Annotated in this window: 14 protein-coding genes; 9 read left to right on the top strand and 5 right to left on the bottom strand. The window is 64.6% G+C overall.

The features are described 5' to 3' along the window. Positions 1–5 precede the first annotated feature (5 nt). Together DK926_RS25155 and DK926_RS25150 are read left to right on the top strand one after the other, a co-directional pair. A complete protein-coding gene (locus DK926_RS25155; protein ID WP_114332667.1) occupies positions 6–968 on the top strand; it encodes a 2-hydroxyacid dehydrogenase in 963 nt (320 codons plus the stop codon). Positions 969–1,118: 150 nt separating this feature from the next. Continuing rightward, entirely contained in the window at positions 1,119–2,267 is a 1,149-nt protein-coding gene (locus tag DK926_RS25150) for a mandelate racemase/muconate lactonizing enzyme family protein (RefSeq protein ID WP_243637019.1), read from the top strand. A 64-nt stretch (positions 2,268–2,331) separates the two neighbouring features. On the opposite strand, the gene DK926_RS25145 is transcribed toward DK926_RS25150, so the two are convergent. Beyond that, a complete protein-coding gene (locus DK926_RS25145; RefSeq protein WP_114332665.1) occupies positions 2,332–3,804 on the bottom strand; it encodes a mannitol dehydrogenase family protein in 1,473 nt (490 codons plus the stop codon). Further along, complete coding sequence (locus DK926_RS25140; RefSeq protein ID WP_114332689.1) at positions 3,801–4,823, bottom strand: NAD(P)-dependent alcohol dehydrogenase; 1,023 nt, start codon at positions 4,821–4,823, stop codon at positions 3,801–3,803. Before DK926_RS25140 ends, DK926_RS25145 begins: the two co-directional genes overlap by 4 nt. A gap of 125 nt (positions 4,824–4,948) precedes the next feature. On the opposite strand from DK926_RS25140, the gene DK926_RS25135 reads away from it, so the two are divergent. From DK926_RS25135 to DK926_RS25115, 5 genes are read left to right on the top strand one after another with little or no spacing between them, the layout of a single operon-like run. Continuing rightward, positions 4,949–5,947 (top strand): sugar-binding transcriptional regulator, encoded by a 999-nt coding sequence (locus tag DK926_RS25135; protein ID WP_243637018.1) that lies wholly within the window; start codon positions 4,949–4,951, stop codon positions 5,945–5,947. Continuing rightward, on the top strand, positions 5,944–7,302 hold the full coding sequence (locus DK926_RS25130; RefSeq protein WP_114332663.1) for a sugar ABC transporter substrate-binding protein: 1,359 nt from the start codon (positions 5,944–5,946) through the stop codon (positions 7,300–7,302). The genes DK926_RS25135 and DK926_RS25130 overlap by 4 nt, the downstream gene beginning before the upstream one ends. Further along, positions 7,299–8,249 (top strand): sugar ABC transporter permease, encoded by a 951-nt coding sequence (locus DK926_RS25125; RefSeq protein ID WP_114332662.1) that lies wholly within the window; start codon positions 7,299–7,301, stop codon positions 8,247–8,249. The genes DK926_RS25130 and DK926_RS25125 overlap by 4 nt, the downstream gene beginning before the upstream one ends. Beyond that, positions 8,249–9,121 (top strand): carbohydrate ABC transporter permease, encoded by an 873-nt coding sequence (locus tag DK926_RS25120; protein ID WP_114332661.1) that lies wholly within the window; start codon positions 8,249–8,251, stop codon positions 9,119–9,121. Before DK926_RS25125 ends, DK926_RS25120 begins: the two co-directional genes overlap by 1 nt. A gap of 29 nt (positions 9,122–9,150) precedes the next feature. Further along, positions 9,151–10,251 (top strand): ATP-binding cassette domain-containing protein, encoded by a 1,101-nt coding sequence (locus DK926_RS25115; RefSeq protein ID WP_068427553.1) that lies wholly within the window; start codon positions 9,151–9,153, stop codon positions 10,249–10,251. Here the strand turns inward: DK926_RS25115 and DK926_RS25110 are convergent. Together DK926_RS25110 and DK926_RS25105 are read right to left on the bottom strand one after the other, a co-directional pair. Beyond that, on the bottom strand, positions 10,187–11,356 hold the full coding sequence (locus tag DK926_RS25110; RefSeq protein WP_114332660.1) for a hypothetical protein: 1,170 nt from the start codon (positions 11,354–11,356) through the stop codon (positions 10,187–10,189). The two genes, DK926_RS25115 and DK926_RS25110, sit on opposite strands and share 65 nt — an antisense overlap. Positions 11,357–11,563: 207 nt before the next feature. Continuing rightward, the gene (locus DK926_RS25105) at positions 11,564–12,217 is read right to left on the bottom strand and encodes a hemerythrin domain-containing protein (RefSeq protein ID WP_114332659.1); all 654 of its coding nucleotides are present in this window, start codon (positions 12,215–12,217) and stop codon (positions 11,564–11,566) included. 139 nt (positions 12,218–12,356) lie between these two features. On the opposite strand from DK926_RS25105, the gene DK926_RS25100 reads away from it, so the two are divergent. Next, positions 12,357–14,024: an AMP-binding protein gene (locus DK926_RS25100; RefSeq protein ID WP_114332688.1), complete on the top strand. Its 1,668-nt coding sequence runs from the start codon at positions 12,357–12,359 to the stop codon at positions 14,022–14,024. A gap of 54 nt (positions 14,025–14,078) precedes the next feature. On the opposite strand, the gene DK926_RS25095 is transcribed toward DK926_RS25100, so the two are convergent. Further along, positions 14,079–15,230, bottom strand: coding sequence for an LLM class flavin-dependent oxidoreductase (locus DK926_RS25095; RefSeq protein ID WP_068427562.1), 1,152 nt, complete (start codon positions 15,228–15,230; stop codon positions 14,079–14,081). 101 nt (positions 15,231–15,331) lie between these two features. Between DK926_RS25095 and DK926_RS25090 the strand changes: the two genes are divergently transcribed. Next, complete coding sequence (locus DK926_RS25090; protein ID WP_114332658.1) at positions 15,332–16,645, top strand: MFS transporter; 1,314 nt, start codon at positions 15,332–15,334, stop codon at positions 16,643–16,645. Positions 16,646–16,831 lie beyond the last annotated feature (186 nt).

Genomic DNA, 16,831 nt, shown 5'->3' with positions numbered 1-16,831 from the left:
GACCGATGAAGATCGTCGTCGGAGATCGAAACGTTCTGCCGCACACGGAGCAGTTGTCGACGGGGCTCCCGGACGACGTCGAGGTCGTCTGGGTCGTCCCGTTCGACGAGGCCGCCGCCATCGAGGTGCTCGGTGACGCGGACGTGTACGTGGGCGGTCGGTTCAGTGCGGCGATGGGCGCTGCGGCACCGCGCCTTCGCATGATTCATGTTGCCGGCGCGGGCACCGACAATGTCGACCGTTCCGGTCTCGGTCCGGATGTTCTCGTCTGCAACACCTTTCACCACGAGCAGTCGATCGCCGAGTACATCGTCGCCGCGACCGTCATGATGCGTCGTGACTTCCTGGTGCAGGATCGTGCATTGCGCGACGGGCGTTTCCGAACATCGGTCTACGATCCGTCGATTCCGCAGCCGATGTCGTTGAGCGGAGCCCGAATCGGATTCGTCGGATTCGGGCACATCGGTCAACGGACGTGGAGGCTGTTCGAGGCCTACGGCTGCGTCGGTGCCGCGGTCACCGGAAGCGGACGAGACACCGGCGCGTCGTTGGAATGGCATTCGGACACAAGTGATCTCGTGAAGTTGATGCAGTGGTCCGACGTCGTCGTCGTGTCCGCACCCTTGACCGACGACACGCGCGGCATGATCGGGGCTTCCGAGTTGGCGTCCCTGGGGGCCGACGGCGTACTGGTGAACGTCGGGCGCGGCCCGCTGGTGCAGGAGCAGGCGCTGTTCGACGCGTTGTCGGACAGGGTGATCGCGGCTGCTGCCATCGACGTCTGGTACCGGTACCCAGGGCCCGACGGCGTCGGAAAGCCGAGCGCACTGCCGTTCGAAGAGCTGCCGAACATCTTGATGACCCCGCACTCGTCCGGCGTCACCCATCACACCTTCGTCGGGCGGGTGGCGGACATCGCCGCGAACATCACCAGGCTTCACCAGCGGGAGATGCAGTGCAGGTATTGAATGAATGCATGCACAAATAGTGTTGGACCGGAATCGATCTGGGTCATAGCGTGAGAGGCAGACCACGACCGCCGTTCGAGGGAGATCGCCGCAGTGTCCACATCTTTCACGACGAAGCCGACGAGCGGACTCACCGCTCCCGATGCCGCGATCAAGGCCCTCGCGGCGGGAGATGCGACGATTGACCGCATCGCCCACGTGAAGCTGTCGTCCATCACGCTGCCGCTCGAGAACGCGATCAGCGACGCCAAGGTGCTCACCGGCCGTCAGAAGCCCATGACCGAGGTCGCGTTCCTGTTCGCCGAGATCACTACCGAACAGGGACACGAGGGTATCGGTTTCAGTTATTCCAAGAGGGCAGGCGGCCCAGCCCAATTCGCGCACGCGCAGGAGATCGCTCCCGTTCTGATCGGTGAGGATCCCAGCGACATCGGCAAGATCTGGACCAAGCTGCAGTGGGCGGGTGCGTCCGTCGGCCGTAGTGGCGTTGCGACGCAAGCGATTGCGGCGATCGACATCGCGTTGTGGGATCTGAAGGCCAAGCGTGCACAGTTGCCGCTCGCGAAGCTCATCGGTGCGACGCGCGACTCGGTGCAGACCTACAACACGTCCGGCGGGTTTCTGCACACGCCGATCGAAGAGGTGCTCGACAACGCCACCGCGTCGTTGGCGGCGGGTATCGGTGGCATCAAACTGAAGGTCGGGCAGCCCGATTGGCGTACGGACATCGCGCGTGTCACGGCGGTGCGCGAGCATCTCGGCGACGACGTCCCGCTGATGGTCGACGCCAACCAGCAGTGGGACCGCCCGACGGCAAACCGTATGTGCCGCATCCTCGAACAGTTCGACCTGGTCTGGATCGAGGAGCCCCTCGACGCGTACGACGCCGAGGGCCATGCGCAGCTCGCGCGGAACTTCGACACGTCCATCGCCACCGGTGAGATGCTCGCCAGCGTCGGCGAGCACGTCCGCCTCATCGAGGCAGGTTCCGTCGACATCATCCAGCCCGACGCCCCGCGCATCGGCGGCATCACGCAGTTCCTGAAACTGGCCGGCCTGGCCGAGCATCACAACCTGCAACTCGCGCCGCACTTCGCGATGGAAATTCATCTGCACCTCGCGGCCGTGTACCCGCTGCAGACGTGGGTCGAGCACTTCGACTGGCTGGATCCGCTGTTCGAGGAGCACCTCGAAACCCGTGACGGCAGAATGCATCTCTCGGAGAGGCCGGGTCTGGGCTTCACGCTGAGCGAGCAGGCCAAGGCGTGGACCGTCGGGACTGCAGAGTTCCGCGGCTGACGCCACTCACGGGCGGCGGTAACCACCCGTGAGTGGGAATGTATAGAGGGCTATGTATTCGCACTCACGGGCGGCGAAGCGCCTCCAGCGTTGCGCGAGCACCGTTCTCGTGCAGCGACGCGAGTTGCCGCGTGTACTCCTCGACGAATCGGTCGTCGTCCACGAGGTCGCCGAACACCGCCCTGTTCGCGATGAACGCCGTCGGGTTCTCCCGCTGCGACTGGGCGATCGGGATCAGCGAGTCCTTCAGCTGGTCGACGATCTCGATGGGCTGACCGAGCTCGTCGACGCCCTCGGCGTACCGCGCCCAGCTCGCGACGACCGCGGTCGACCGGACGATGTCGCCGCCGGTCTCGAGATTCTTGCGAATGACGGGCAACAGCCACTTGGGAATTCGATCGGACGACTCGGCGCACAGCCGTGCGACGGTGTCGCGAATCTCCGGGTTCGAGAACCGCTCGATCAATGTCTTCTTGTACTCGTCGAGGTCGATGCCGGGGACCGGCTGGAGCGTCGGCGTCGCCTCGTTGTCCATGTAGGACAACAGGAACTCGGAGAACAGCGAATCCTGAGCCACCTCGTGCACCAGTCGGTACCCGCTGAGGTAACCGAAGTACGCGAGCGCCTGATGGCTTGCATTGAGCAAGCGCAACTTTATCAATTCGTACGGCGTGACATCGTCGACGACCTGGACGCCGACGTCCTCCAGCGGCGGTCGTCCGTCGGTGAACTTGTCCTCGAGCACCCACTGCGTGAACGGCTCGCCGGCGACGGGCCACTTGTCGTCGATGGCGTAGCGCTCCGAAAGTCCCTCCACGACTTCGGGAGTGGTGACCGGCGTGATGCGGTCGACCATCGAGTTGGGGAACGCACCCTCGGCCGAGATCCAGTCCGCGAGCGCCGGGTCCTTCAGCCGGGCGAACGTCGTGAACGTCGACTGCGCGATGTGACCGTTGCCCTCGATGTTGTCGCACGACATGATCGTGAAGGGCTTCAGGCCCCGATCCTTGCGTCGCGCAAGAGCCTCGACGACGAGACCGAACGTGGTCGACGGAACGGCCCCGTCGGCGAGATCCGCCTTGATGGCCGGGTTCTCCTCGTCGAACTCGCCCGTCGTCGCCGAAAAGTTGTAGCCACCCTCGGTGATGGTGAGCGAGACGATCTTCGTCGTCTCCGCAGCCATCTTCTCGACGACGGCCTCCGCATCGTCGGGAGCGAAGAGGTACTCGACGATCGAGCCGATGATCCGGGTGTCCCACGTTCCGTCGGCGTGCTTGAGCGCCAACGTGTACAGGCAGTCCTGCGCCTCCATGACGTCCTTCATCTTCCGGTCACCGGGAAGAACGCCGACACCGCAGATGCCCCAGTCCGAACCTTCGCCCTGCTGCATCAGACGGTCGACGTACATCGCCTGGTGCGCACGATGGAAGCCGCCGACGCCGAAGTGCACGATGCCGACCTGCACGTCGGATCGATCGTAGGTGGGTATCGCGACGTCCTCGATGAAGTCACCCAACGTGTGCTTGTTCAGCTTCATGCGTCCTTCTCCTTCGAAAGCCCGGGAACCACTACGGCTTTGATGCTCCCGACAAGTTTGTCGGCGTTCAGTGCGTCCTCGACGTGCGCGAGATCGAAACGAGCGGTGACCATCGAGTCCAGGTCGACCTTCCCGGCGAGGACGAGTCGACGAGCGACAGGCCACGTGTTCGCGTACCGAAACACGCCTGTCAGAACCAGTTCTCGATTCTGGATCAGCGAGATCGGCAGAGCGTAGTCGTTCCCGCCCATGCCGACGAGCACCACGGTACCGGCGGGACGAACGGCATGGACGCCGTCGACGACGGCCCGCGGCGCACCGGACGCGTCGATGAACGCGTCGACCTCGAGGCCTCGGATGTCGTCGACGGCCGGGTCGAGCACACGCGTCGCGCCGAACGTCGATGCGTGGACGCGCCGGCTCTCGTCGATGTCGCTGACGATGATCTCCGTTGCGCCGAACGCGCGTGCGACCTGAGCGGTGACGAGTCCGACGGGGCCTGCACCCGCGATCAGAACGCTCGATCCGGCGGTGATGCGCGCCTTCTGCGCCGACGCGATGCCGACCGACAGTGGCTCGAAGAGCGCAGCGGCCTCGTCGGAGATTTCGTCCGGTACCTCGTGCGCGAACACGGACTGAATCAGTATGTACTCGGCGAGAGCGCCGTCGATGGGAGGCGTCGCGAAGAACTCCATGGACGGACACAGGTTGTAGCGGCCCGCGCGTGATTGGGAGCTCGTCGGATCGGGACGTTGCGGCTCGATCGACACTCGCTGGCCGATGCGGGTGTCCGCGACTGCAGATCCGACGGCGACGACGACGCCCGCAGCCTCGTGTCCGAGGACGAGAGGCCCGTTCACGACGTGGTCACCGATGCGTCCCTCGCGGTAGTAGTGCGCATCGGAACCGCACACTCCGACGGCGGTCACGCGGACGAGAACCTCGTCGGCGGCCGGCGTGGGCACCGGTCTCTCTTCGAGACGGATCTCCTGCGGACCGCTCAGCACGCTGACCTGCATCGACCGTGGGACCGACAACTCGGACAAGTCGGGTGTTGTGTAGATCACACCTGAATGTTAGCTTAATGAGCAGAAGAACACACGTTGAGCATCTGCTCATTTCTTATGGCATCGAAGGAGAGGTCGTGACCGCACCCGAGCAGGCGCAGCGTTCGTCGAAGACGAGCGACGATCTGCGTCTCGCGGTACGGGCGGCCACGATGTACCACCTCGAAGGGGCGACGCAGGCCGAGATCGCCGCCAAGCTCGGCGTCTCGCGTCCGACGGCGGGCAGGCTCGTCGCGAAAGCGCGCACGCTCGGCCTGGTCACGATCGAGGTTCATGTGCCGGACGAACTTCAGGGCACCGTCCATGCCGAGATCGAGCGTGACCTCGAGCAGGCCTTCGGGCTCACCGAAGCACTCGTCGTGCCCGACGTCGTCGACGGAACCGACATCGGATACGGCTCGCTCGGACGGGCGGCGGCCGCATTGCTCAGCCGACGCCTCCAGCCGTCGGACACTCTCGGTTTCACGTGGGGCCCCGAAACCGTCGCTGTCGCGCAGTCGTTGAAGACGCGCAGCGCCAAGTGCGCGCAGGTCGTACAGCTCGACGGTTCGATGACGTCCGCCGACTACCAGACCGGCGTCGAGTTCACCCTGGGTCGATGCGCGCAGTACCTGCAGGCCAAGCCTGTGCGGCTGAACGCTCCCCTGTACGCGGATCATGCGACAGTCACTGCACTGCAGCAGGATTCGGTGATCTCGCGTGCCCTCCAGACCGGGACCGAGGCCGATGCGATGATGTACGGTCTCGGTCCCGTTTCCACGTCGACGACGCTGTTCGAGGGCAGCTTCATCGACGCCTCCGTCCTCGACGAGCTGCAGGGACTCGGTGCCGTCGGCGAGATCGGTGGACGGTTCTTCGACGCCGACGGGCGTGAAACGGGCGGTTCGCTTCCGGCGAGGACAGTGTCGGTCTCGCTCGATGCGATCGCGAAATGTACACGTGCGGTTCTGATCTCCGGTGGAAAGAAGAAGCACGAGGCGATTCTCGGCGCACTGCGTGGCGGTTTCGCATCCATGTTGGTTACCGATATCGAAAGCGCTCGTTGGCTGATTGCACAGAAAGAAGGTTCCACGTGAGAGCTCCACGGAAGGCGGCCGTCGCAGCATCGCTTGCGACGACCTTGGTCCTGTCCGGCTGCGCCGGCGCGGGCGCGATCGGTGGCGGTGGGAACGGCACGACCATCACCGTCGCCATCGTCTCGAATTCCCAGATGGCCGACGCCATCTCGCTCGCCCCGTCCTTCGAGGCCGAGAACCCCGGCATCGACCTCAAGTTCGTGTCGCTGTCGGAGAACGAGGCGCGCGCCAAGATCACCGCGTCCGTCGCGACGGGTGGCGGCGAGTTCGACGTCGTCATGATCAGCAACTTCGAGACCCCGCAGTGGGCCGAGAACGGCTGGCTGACCAATCTCTCCGAATACGCCGACGCGACACCGGGTTACGACGAGGACGACTTCATCCCGACCCTGAAGGAGTCGCTGTCGTACGACGGCAGCATGTACGCGGTGCCGTTCTACGGTGAGTCGTCGTTCCTGATGTACCGCAAGGATCTCGTCGAAGCTGCGGGCATCCAGATGCCCGAGGAGCCGACGTGGCAGCAGGTTGCCGACGCGGCCGCCAAGCTCGACAACCCCGCAGGCGGCGTCTCCGGAATCTGCCTACGTGGCAAGCCCGGTTGGGGCGAGGTGCTCGCGCCGCTGGACACCGTCATCAATGCCTTCGGCGGACGCTGGTACGACGAGGACTGGAACGCACAGCTCGACAGTCCCGAAGTCGAAGCGGCAGTTCAGTTCTACGTCGACACCGTGCGCGAACACGGCCAGGCCGGTGCGGCCACCAGCGGCTTCAGCGAGTGCGCGACGCAGCTCTCGCAGGGCAATACCGCGATGTGGTACGACGCGACGTCGGCGGTCTCGGTTCTCGAGGACCCGAGCGCCAGCAACGTCGTAGGCAAGATCGGTTACGCCAAGGCGCCGAGCGAAGTGAAGGGCGACAACGGATGGCTCTACTCGTGGGCGCTCGGAATTCCGACGACGTCCGAGCATCCCGACGACGCGTGGAAGTTCGTGTCGTGGATGACGAGCAAGGAGTACCTGAACAAGGTCGGTAACGAATTGGGTTGGGAGCGTGTGCCGCCCGGTAGCCGAATCTCGACCTACGAGATCCCCGAATACGCCGACGCTGCGGCCGCGTTCGGGCCGTTGACGCTCGACTCCATCGAGAGCGCCGACCCGAACAACCCGACCGTCGACCCGGTTCCCTACACCGGAGTGCAGTTCCTGACGATTCCCGAATTCCAGGACCTGGGCACCCGCGTCAGTCAGCAGATCAGTGCAGCAGTGGCAGGACGAATCAGCGTCCAGGACGCGCTAGCTCAAGCGCAGCAGTACGCCGAAGTGGTCGGCAAGACGTACCAGGAGGGCCAGGGATGACCACGACGAAAGAGCGGGCAACGGAGGCCGAACCGGAGAAGTTCGTCCCACGCCCGCGCACCATCTCCAAAGCGGAAGGGTGGCGCCGTCGTGGGCCACTGCTGCCTGCACTGATCTTCGCGATTGTCGTCACGCAGATTCCGTTCCTGTTCACGCTCTACTATTCGACGCAATCGTGGAACCTGGTCCGCCCGGGATCCCGAGAGTTCAACGGGCTCAACAACTACGTCGACGTCTTCCGTGACAGCCAGTTCCGCGAGGTCGCGCTCAACACGGTCATCATGATCGTCGGCACCGTCGTCATCTCGGTGATCCTCGGTCTGTTCCTCGCGCTGTTGCTCGACCGTAAGTTCATCGGCCGCAGCCTCATTCGGACGCTTCTGATCACACCGTTCCTCGTCACCCCGGTGGCAGGCGCGCTGATTTGGAAGACGACGATGTTCGATCCGGTCTTCGGCCTGATCAATTTCGCACTCAGCCCCTTCGGCGTCGAGCAGATCGACTGGGTGTCGCGCTACCCGCTCGCCGCGGTCATGGTCAACCTGATCTGGCAGTGGACGCCGTTCATGATGCTGCTGATCCTGGCGGGCCTGCAGTCGATGCCCAAGGACATCGCCGAGGCAGCACGCGTCGACGGCGCAAGCGCGTTCGCGCTGTTCCGCGAACTGACGCTGCCGCATCTGCGTCGCTTCATCGAACTCGGCGCCGTGCTCGGTGCCATCTACCTCGTCAACACGTTCGACGCCGTCTACATGATGACGTCCGGCGGACCGGGTGTCGCGAGCTCGAACCTTCCGTACTACATCTACCAACGCGCGTTCCTCGGCTTCGACATCGGCCAGGCCGCTGCGATGGGTGTCGTGACCGTCGTCGCGACGATCATCATCAGCACCCTCGCGCTGCGTTTGATCTTCAAGAGTTTCAGCGGGAACGAGGAGGCAGCCTGATGAGCACGGCAACTACCACCGAGCCGGCGACCACCAGCGCGCCGATCGTCAAGCACAAGAAGAAGTTCGGCACCGGCACCATCTGGACCGTCGTCGCGTGGATCGTCGGAATCGGGTTCTTCTTTCCCGTCCTGTGGATGGTCATCACCAGTTTCAAACAGGAATCCGACGCGTACACCAACCCACCGACGCTGTTCTTCACCCCGACGCTCGACCAGTACAGCGCGGTGCTGTCGAGTGGTATCGGTACCGCACTGCTGAATTCGGCGTTCGCGACCATCGTCTCGACGCTTCTCGTTCTGCTGCTGGGCATTCCGGCCGCATTCGCGCTGTCGCTACGGCCGGTGAAGAAGACGAAGGACGTGCTGTTCTTCTTCATCTCGACGAAGATGCTTCCCGTCGTCGCGGCGATCGTGCCGCTCTACGTCATCGTCGGTGACATCGGCATGCTCGACAACATCTGGGCGCTGATCATCCTGTACACGGCCATGAACCTTCCGATCGCCGTGTGGATGATGCGGTCGTTCTTCCTCGAGGTGCCGGGCGAGCTGCTCGAAGCCGCGAGCATGGACGGCGCGTCGCTGTGGACGTCGGTGCGAGAAGTGATCCTGCCTCTCGTGTCACCCGGCATCGCGGCAACCGCACTCATCTGCGTAATCTTCTCGTGGAACGAATTCTTCTTCGCCGTCAACCTCACTGCCGTGCAAGCTCAGACCGTTCCGGTCGCACTCGTCGGCTTCATCACCGGTGAAGGCCTGTACTGGGCTCGCCTGTCCGCAGCTGCGACGCTCGCAGCACTGCCCGTCATCCTCGCCGGCTGGATCGCACAGAACAAGCTCGTGCGCGGTCTGTCCTTCGGCGCCATCAAGTAGCTCGGCCTACTCGAATACAGGAGTTCCTCATGGCTGCAATCAATTACAGACAAGCTTCCTGCATCTACGACGGTGCCGAGAAGCTCGCGGTCGACTCGCTCGACCTCGACATCGCCGACGGCGAATTCGTCGTCCTCGTCGGCCCGTCCGGCTCCGGAAAGTCCACGGCGCTTCGCATGCTCGCAGGACTGGAGGACATCGACGGCGGCGCCATCGAGATCGGCGGCAAGAACATGGTCGGGGTGCCGTCCAAGGATCGGGACATCGCCATGGTGTTCCAGAACTACGCGCTGTACCCCAACAAGACCGTCGGCGAGAACATGGGATTCGCGCTCAAGATGCGCGGTGTCTCGCTCGAGGAGCGCAAGAAGAAGGTGGCCGAGGCGGCGAAGCTGCTCGACCTCACCGAGTACCTCGACCGCAAGCCGGCCAAGCTGTCCGGTGGTCAGCGTCAGCGAGTTGCCATGGGCCGCGCCATCGTTCGCGAACCGCAGGTGTTCTGCATGGACGAGCCGCTGTCGAACCTCGACGCCAAGCTGCGCGTCCAGACCCGCACGCAGATCGCCGCACTGCAGCGCAGGCTGGGCACGACCACCGTCTACGTCACCCACGACCAGGTCGAGGCCATGACGATGGGTGACCGCGTCGCCGTGCTGCGCGGCGGCAAGCTGCAGCAGTTCGCGTCGCCGACGGACCTGTACGACAAGCCAGTCAACGCGTTCGTCGCCGGATTCATCGGGTCTCCCGCCATGAACCTGATGACGGTGCCGATCGGTTCCGGCGGGCTACAGATCGGAAACTCGTTGCTTCCGCTCGAACGTGACGAGCTGACCAAACTCGCCAGCGCGAACCTCGACACCGTCACGGTCGGTCTCCGTCCCGAACAGCTGGGCATCGACCACTCCGACGGCTTCGCGGCGAAGGTCGATCTGATCGAGGAGCTCGGCAGCGAATCGTACGTGTACGCGCACCTCGACGATCCCAAGGTCAAGGGACTCGACGGCGGTCCGGTGTCGCTCGTCGCGCGATCCGCGGTCCGTGCCCCGGCGAGGATCGGCGACAGTGTCAGCCTGACGAAGATCGACGGTCCGGTGCACCTGTTCCACCCGGAGACAGGGGATCGAATCTGACCTGCGCGACGCGGAGCTCTCGGGCTGGTTCCACCTCGTTCGGCGCGAGGTGGAGCCGACGTCCCGACCATCCGTGTATGTCGGCTGCCGGATCGTCCAGCATCACGACGCCGATCCACGTGTCACCGCGTGCGTCCTCGTGAATCGTTTCGACGCGGGCCGTTCGTCCGCCGAAGAACAGGTCCGGTGTGCCGGACCGACGGCGTCGGACGCGAACGACACTGTTCTTCGCGACCGTCACGCCATCGATGACGACGACGTCCGGGTCGGGTTCGACGAGACTCGCGGGATCGGCCTCCCACCAACCGTCGGCGTCGTCCGGTGCTACCGACTCGCGTCCGTCGGCTTCTGGATAGTCGGCTTCGGGATAGTCGTACAGCACGGTCGGCGACACGAGAATCGAATCGGTACTTCCGCGTTCGCCTGTCAACACGGGAAAACACCTGTGTTGGTGACACTTTCGTGCCGACTCGACGGCAGGCTGGGGCGGTTCGAGCAGTGACGAGAACCGCGTGTGCTCGGCGTGGAGAAGCAGAGTGGTCTCGATGAACGACGCGCGAATGGCCGACTCCCGATCGGGTTCGGGCGGTCCGGTGTTGCTCACTTCGACGCCCAGTTTGGTGTACGTGCCCAGTTCTTCACCGGACAGCACGATCTCGCCCGTGAGGGGCTTTCGGGACCTGACGATCCGTCCCCTGGTCCCGAGCGGTTCGGTCGTCACGCCACCCGAAACGGTCACCGGCACCACTGTTCCGGTGCCGAAGGCGGACAACGGGACCGGGCCCAGGTCGAGTTCGACTTCGACTGCCTCCCTCCACGGCAACCAGTGCGTGCCGGCCACGGTCAGGTCGTCGACTGCGACGAAGGAGTCACCGGTCCTGCGTTCGATTCGTCGGTCCTGCGAGTGCAGGAACCGCAGAACGACGTCGACGGACGCGTCGGGCCGAGTCTCGACGAGGCATTCGGTCGACAGAGACGAGGCTGCACCGACGCCTGTCGAACGGGCGTCGACCGGACCCAATATCCCTGAGGTGGAAGACCATTCGTCACTACCGCGTGACTCGATCGGGGCATCCGCCGCGAACGCCGATCGAAGCTGTGTCATTGGCCCCACCCCTTCGGAGCCCACCCCGCTCCTGTCGTGACTGCGGTCGACCCCGACCCGTCACCTCCGCCGTAATCCACTGTCCACCCGCGGCGACGACGTTGTCAATGAACCGTGAGACGGTTTTGGGCGCGCCGACCGTACCGGGTGTTCAGGCCGTCGTGATACTACCGTCGCGAAAAGGGTTGCAACACAGCGGAAGTGCAGTCACAGGCCACAGGCTCGTTCTCGACGGCGGTACTTGCGACGGAGGAACGGGATCATTACCCGCAGCATCATCCCGCCTTCCTTCTTCAGCCGGACGAGTTCCTCCGGGGTCAGCACGTCGAATGCTCGGGGAAGTTCGAAGTCGACCTTGCCGCCCGTGCGCGCCGCGTTCTCGACGGCTTCCCACTCGGCCAGCGGGAGGTGCTCCGTGATGAGGGGAAAGATCGTGCGTTCCTCGTCCTCGATGTGCTCGTCGAGTTCGTTCTTCAACTGCACCAGCGCGGCGGTCAGGCGCGGCAGGCTGTCGGGGAGACCGTCGGCGGCTGCGCGCAGCTCGTCGAGCAACGGATCGAGGGCTTCGTGATCCTCGGTCAGATCGCTCAGGTCGATGTGCGGACCGACCGACGCGACGATCTTCGGCCACAGGACGTCGTCCTCGGTGGTGTGGTGGTGATGGATGCTGTCGGCGAACAGGTGAACGTACTCGGAGATAGCGGCCACCTGCTTCGCGTCGGGACTCTCGATGCCGTCGCCGAGCCCGGCACACAACGCGACGAGGCGGGAGGCGTCGCGACGCATCGCGCGATGGGCGAGCCGGATTCCGAGGAGGTCGGCGTCGGAGGTGATCTTCTGGATTTTCCGTGTCGTTGTCATGGCTCGAAGACTGCCGCCGACCGCTTGGCGCGCACTTAACGCCGACTGTCCCGCCACCCCTGTTCGGGGGTAGCGCGGCTTTTCGACGGCGTTCTAGCCTGAGGCGGACTGAGACGTGTGCCACATTCAAGGAGCTTCGATGACGGACGGAACGGCAAACAAGGCGTTCAGGCAGGCGCGCGACGTGCTGCTCGGTGCGTACGGCCAGTACGACAGGGCCCTGACCGACTTCGAGTGGCCGTCGTTCCCCGACACGTTCAACTGGGCGATCGACTGGTTCGACGCCATCGCCCGTGGCAACGACACGACAGCGCTGTGGATCGTCGAGGAAGACGGTTCCGAGGCCAAGTACAGCTTCGACGACATGGCCCGCAGATCCGACCAGGTCGCGCGGTGGCTCGAGTCGCTCGGCATCGGACGCGGCGATTCGGTGATCCTGATGCTCGGCAACCAGGTCGAACTGTGGGAGACGATGCTCGCCGTCATGAAGCTCGGCGCGGTGTTGATGCCGACGACGACGGCCATCGGAACCGTCGACCTCGTCGATCGTGTGGAACGGGGACAGGCGAGGGCGGTCGTCGCCAACCCGTCGGATGCTCCGAAGTTCGACGAGGTCCCGGGCGACTACCTGCGTATCTCCGTCGGTGACACGGACGGATGGACGAACTACCACGCGGCGTACGACGTCCAGGATCCCCGGCCGTTCGAGTCCGTCACCGCGCCCAGCGACCGTCTGCTGATGTACTTCACGTCGGGCACGACGAGCAAGCCGAAACTCGTGGAACACACGCAGGTGTCGTACCCCGTCGGACATCTGACGACGATGTACTTCCTCGGTGTGAAGCCGGGCGACGTCCACCTCAACATCAGTTCACCGGGCTGGGCGAAGCATGCGTGGAGCTGCTTCTTCGCGCCGTGGATCGCCGAAGCGACCATCTTCATCTACAACTACAGCCGGTTCGACGCGAAGGCTCTGCTCCAGCAGATCCGTCGAGCGGAGGTCACGACGTTCTGCGCGCCTCCGACGGTGTGGCGCATGCTGATTCAGGCCGACATCTCCGGCGGCAAGGGCGCTCTGCGCGAAGCGATCGGTGCGGGCGAGCCGTTGAACCCCGAGGTCATCTCGCACGTGCAGAAGCAGTGGGGCCTGACGATCCGTGACGGCTTCGGACAGACGGAAACCACTGCGCTCGTGGGCAATACACCGGGCGCGGAGCTGAAGTTCGGATCGATGGGACGGCCGTTGCCCGGTGTTCCCGTCGTCATCGTCGACCCGGTGACCGGTGCGAGGGCCGACGAGGGCGAGATCTGCCTCGATCTCGCGGCGTCACCGTTCAATCTGATGACGGGATACCTCGGCGACGCCGAACGCAACGAACAGGTCATGTCCGGCGGGTACTACCACACCGGCGACGTCGCATCCCGGGACTCGGACGGCTACATCACGTACGTGGGCAGGACCGACGACGTGTTCAAGGCGTCGGACTACAAGGTGTCGCCCTTCGAGCTCGAGAGCGTGCTGATCGAGCACCCGGCCGTGGCCGAGGCAGCCGTCGTCCCCGCTCCCGACGAGACACGACTGGCCGTGCCGAAGGCGTACGTCTCACTGGCCGCCGGATGGGAACCGAACGAGGACACGGCTTCTCAGATTCTGCAGTACGCGCGCGAGAACCTGGCCCCGTACCTGCGGATCCGACGGATCGAGTTCTTCGAACTGCCGAAGACCATCTCGGGCAAGATCCGCCGCGTCGAACTGCGGGCGCGGGAGAACTCCGGCGAGGTGCTGACGGGGGAGTTTCGGGAGTAGGCGACCCGTGCGTGGGAATGTACAGCCCGCTGTACATTCCCACGCACGAGGGGATTACCGGAACGGAATGCCGGTCGTGGCGTGTTCGCGCGACCGCGGCTGCACGAGACCGCGCTTCTCCAGGATCGGCCGCACGCCCTCGCCGAAGTGGAACGCTTCCTCGAGGTGCGGGTAGCCGGACAGCACGAAGTGATCGAGCCCGATCGACGCGTACTCCGCGATTCGGTCGGCCACTTCCTCGTGCGATCCGACGAGAGCCGTTCCCGCGCCGCCGCGCACCAGGCCGACTCCCGTCCACAGGTTCGGTGCGATCTCGAGCGAACGGGCGTCCGCGCCCTGCTGGTACGCGTCGCCGCCGCCGTGCAGTTCACGCATCCGACGCTGACCTTCGGACGCCGACCGGGCGAGACTTGCCTGCGCGGCGTCGACCGTCGCGGGGTCGAGGTTCGACAGCAGACGGTCGGCTTCGGCCCACGCCTGCTCGGACGTGTCGCGGGAGATGACGTGCAGGCGGATGCCGTAGTCGAGCGTGCGTCCCTGCACGTCCGCGAGGTCGCGGATCCACGCGATCTTCGACGCCACGGCAGCCGGCGGCTCACCCCACGTCAGGTAGGTATCGGCGAACTGCGACGCGACGGTCCCGGCGGCAGGGGACGAACCACCGAAGAAGATCGGCGGCGTCGGCTCCGGATGCCGTTGCAGCGACGCCTCCTCGACCTTGATGTATTTGCCGTCGAAAGTGACAGGTCCGTCGTCGGCCCAGAGCCGACGCGTCACGTCGAGGTATTCGCCGCAGCGTTCGTAGCGTTCGTTCTTGGTCAAAAAATCGCCGAACCGTCGCTGCTCGTGGTCCTCACCGCCCGTGACGACGTTGAGCAGCAACCTGCCGCCGGACTGCCACTGGAACGTCGCCGCCATCTGGGCTGCGAGCGTCGGAGCGATCAGTCCCGGCCGCAGCGCGACGAGGAACTTCAGGGTCTCGGTCGTATCGATCATCATGGCCGTCGTAAGCCACGCGTCCTCGCACCATGCGCCGGTCGGCGTGAGCACCGCCTCGAAACCGTTGTCCTCGGCCGCGGCACCGATCTGATTCAGATACTTCAGCGTCGCCGGTCGGTCACCGGACATCGACGACCCGTGGCCGCCTGCCATCAGGTTGCGCGAATCGCCGTAGGTGGGCAGGAACCAATGAAAGCGCAGAGACATATCGCCCGATTCTGGCAGTGCTTCCGAGTGCTCGCCAGAGTTCGAATCACGGTGATTTCAAATGCTGACCTGTAGGCGATGCCTAGTTACTCTCGCGACACATGACTGCAATCGCCGAGCCCGCGGCAGAATCGGACCCGGCCAGACGGAAGCGCCTGCGTACCGTCGTCGCCGCAAGCCTTCTCGGAACGACCGTCGAATGGTACGACTTCTTCCTGTACGCCACGGCCGCGAGCCTGGTGTTCAATCAGCTGTTCTTCCCCGACCAGAGTTCGTTCGTCGGCACGATGCTCTCCTTCGCGACATTCGCGGTCGGCTTCGTCGTCCGTCCCGTCGGCGGAGTGGTGTTCGGCCACTTCGGCGATCGCATCGGACGTAAGAAGACCCTCGCGCTGACGATGTTCATCATGGGCATCGCCACCGCGCTGATGGGTGCTTTGCCGACGGCCGAGCAGATCGGCGTACTCGCGCCGATTCTGTTGCTGCTGCTCAGAATTCTGCAGGGCTTCGCGCTGGGCGGTGAATGGGCAGGTGCTGTTCTGCTGGCCGTCGAACACAGTCCCGAGAAGAAGCGTGGCCTGTTCGGCAGCATCCCTCAGATCGGTCTGGCGCTCGGATTGGCGCTCGGCACAGCGATGTTCGCGCTTCTACAAACCGTGTTCGACGACGCCGCCTTCCTGGCGTACGGCTGGCGCATCGCGTTTCTGCTGAGCCTCGTGCTCGTGGCAGTAGGGCTCATCGTGCGACTGAAAGTCGAGGAGACCCCGGCCTTCCAGGAAGTCACCGACCTGAAGCAGCGGTCGTCGGCACCTGTTCGGGACGTGTTCGCGCGCAGATCGATTCGAGCAACCGTCCTCGGACTGCTGTCTCGTTGGGGTGAGGGCGCTGCGTTCAACACGTGGGGTGTCTTCGCGATTACCTATGCGACAACCGAACTCGACTTCGAGAAAGTGCCCGTGCTGCTCGTCGTCACCGTCGCCGCGGTGATCATGGCCGTTCTGCTGCCTGTCTCCGGGCTGTTGGTCGACCGCTACGGCGCCAAGCAGATCTACATCATCGGCATCGCGCTCTACGGCGTCGCCGTGTTCCCGGTGTTCGCGCTGTTCGGGACAGGCAACCTCTGGTTCTTCGGGCTCGGCCTCGTCCTCGTGTTCGGATTCGTCCACGCACTCTTCTACGGCGCGCAAGGCACCCTGTACGCCAGCCTGTACCCGACCGAGATCCGGTATACGGGGCTGTCGATCGTCTACCAGTTCTCCGGCATCTACGCCTCCGGTGTCACCCCGCTCATCCTGACGGCCCTCATCGCCGCGGGCAGCGGGTCGCCCTGGCTGGCCTGCGGCTTCCTCGTCGGAACCTCGGTCGTCAGCGTCATCGCCACCGGGCTCATCCGGAAACGGGACCTGCATCTCTGACCGGCGGCGCGTCGGGGCGGCCGCGCCCCAGGTGACCGAATGTCACCGGTGGTCACTCTGGGCGGTTTCAAGCTGTCGCTGCACCAATGAGCTCTGCGAACTTTTCCAACGGTGGTCTGTAGCCTAGCGTCGCCCTGGGGCGCTCGTTCAATTCCAGGGTGACGCGGCGCAGTTCCTCGGGTGAAT

The organism is Rhodococcus sp. Eu-32, assembly GCF_003336925.1.
Classification (GTDB): domain Bacteria; phylum Actinomycetota; class Actinomycetes; order Mycobacteriales; family Mycobacteriaceae; genus Rhodococcoides; species Rhodococcoides kyotonensis_B.
Note: the sequence above shows the minus strand (reverse complement) of the source record. Positions and strands in the feature narration are given on the sequence as shown.

What these genes read in the sequence shown, in the direction of transcription:
- DK926_RS25115 (WP_068427553.1), top strand. Translation starts at nt 9,151, where the DNA reads ATGGCTGCAATCAATTACAGACAAGCTTCCTGCATCTACGACGGTGCC.
- DK926_RS25140 (WP_114332689.1), bottom strand. Translation starts at nt 4,823, where the DNA reads ATGCAGGTCAGCGTGCTGAGCGGTCCGCAGGAGATCCGTCTCGAAGAG.
- DK926_RS25155 (WP_114332667.1), top strand. Translation starts at nt 6, where the DNA reads ATGAAGATCGTCGTCGGAGATCGAAACGTTCTGCCGCACACGGAGCAG.
- DK926_RS25110 (WP_114332660.1), bottom strand. Translation starts at nt 11,356, where the DNA reads ATGACACAGCTTCGATCGGCGTTCGCGGCGGATGCCCCGATCGAGTCA.
- DK926_RS25100 (WP_114332688.1), top strand. Translation starts at nt 12,357, where the DNA reads ATGACGGACGGAACGGCAAACAAGGCGTTCAGGCAGGCGCGCGACGTG.
- DK926_RS25125 (WP_114332662.1), top strand. Translation starts at nt 7,299, where the DNA reads ATGACCACGACGAAAGAGCGGGCAACGGAGGCCGAACCGGAGAAGTTC.
- DK926_RS25105 (WP_114332659.1), bottom strand. Translation starts at nt 12,217, where the DNA reads ATGACAACGACACGGAAAATCCAGAAGATCACCTCCGACGCCGACCTC.
- DK926_RS25090 (WP_114332658.1), top strand. Translation starts at nt 15,332, where the DNA reads ATGACTGCAATCGCCGAGCCCGCGGCAGAATCGGACCCGGCCAGACGG.
- DK926_RS25145 (WP_114332665.1), bottom strand. Translation starts at nt 3,804, where the DNA reads ATGAAGCTGAACAAGCACACGTTGGGTGACTTCATCGAGGACGTCGCG.
- DK926_RS25095 (WP_068427562.1), bottom strand. Translation starts at nt 15,230, where the DNA reads ATGTCTCTGCGCTTTCATTGGTTCCTGCCCACCTACGGCGATTCGCGC.
- DK926_RS25120 (WP_114332661.1), top strand. Translation starts at nt 8,249, where the DNA reads ATGAGCACGGCAACTACCACCGAGCCGGCGACCACCAGCGCGCCGATC.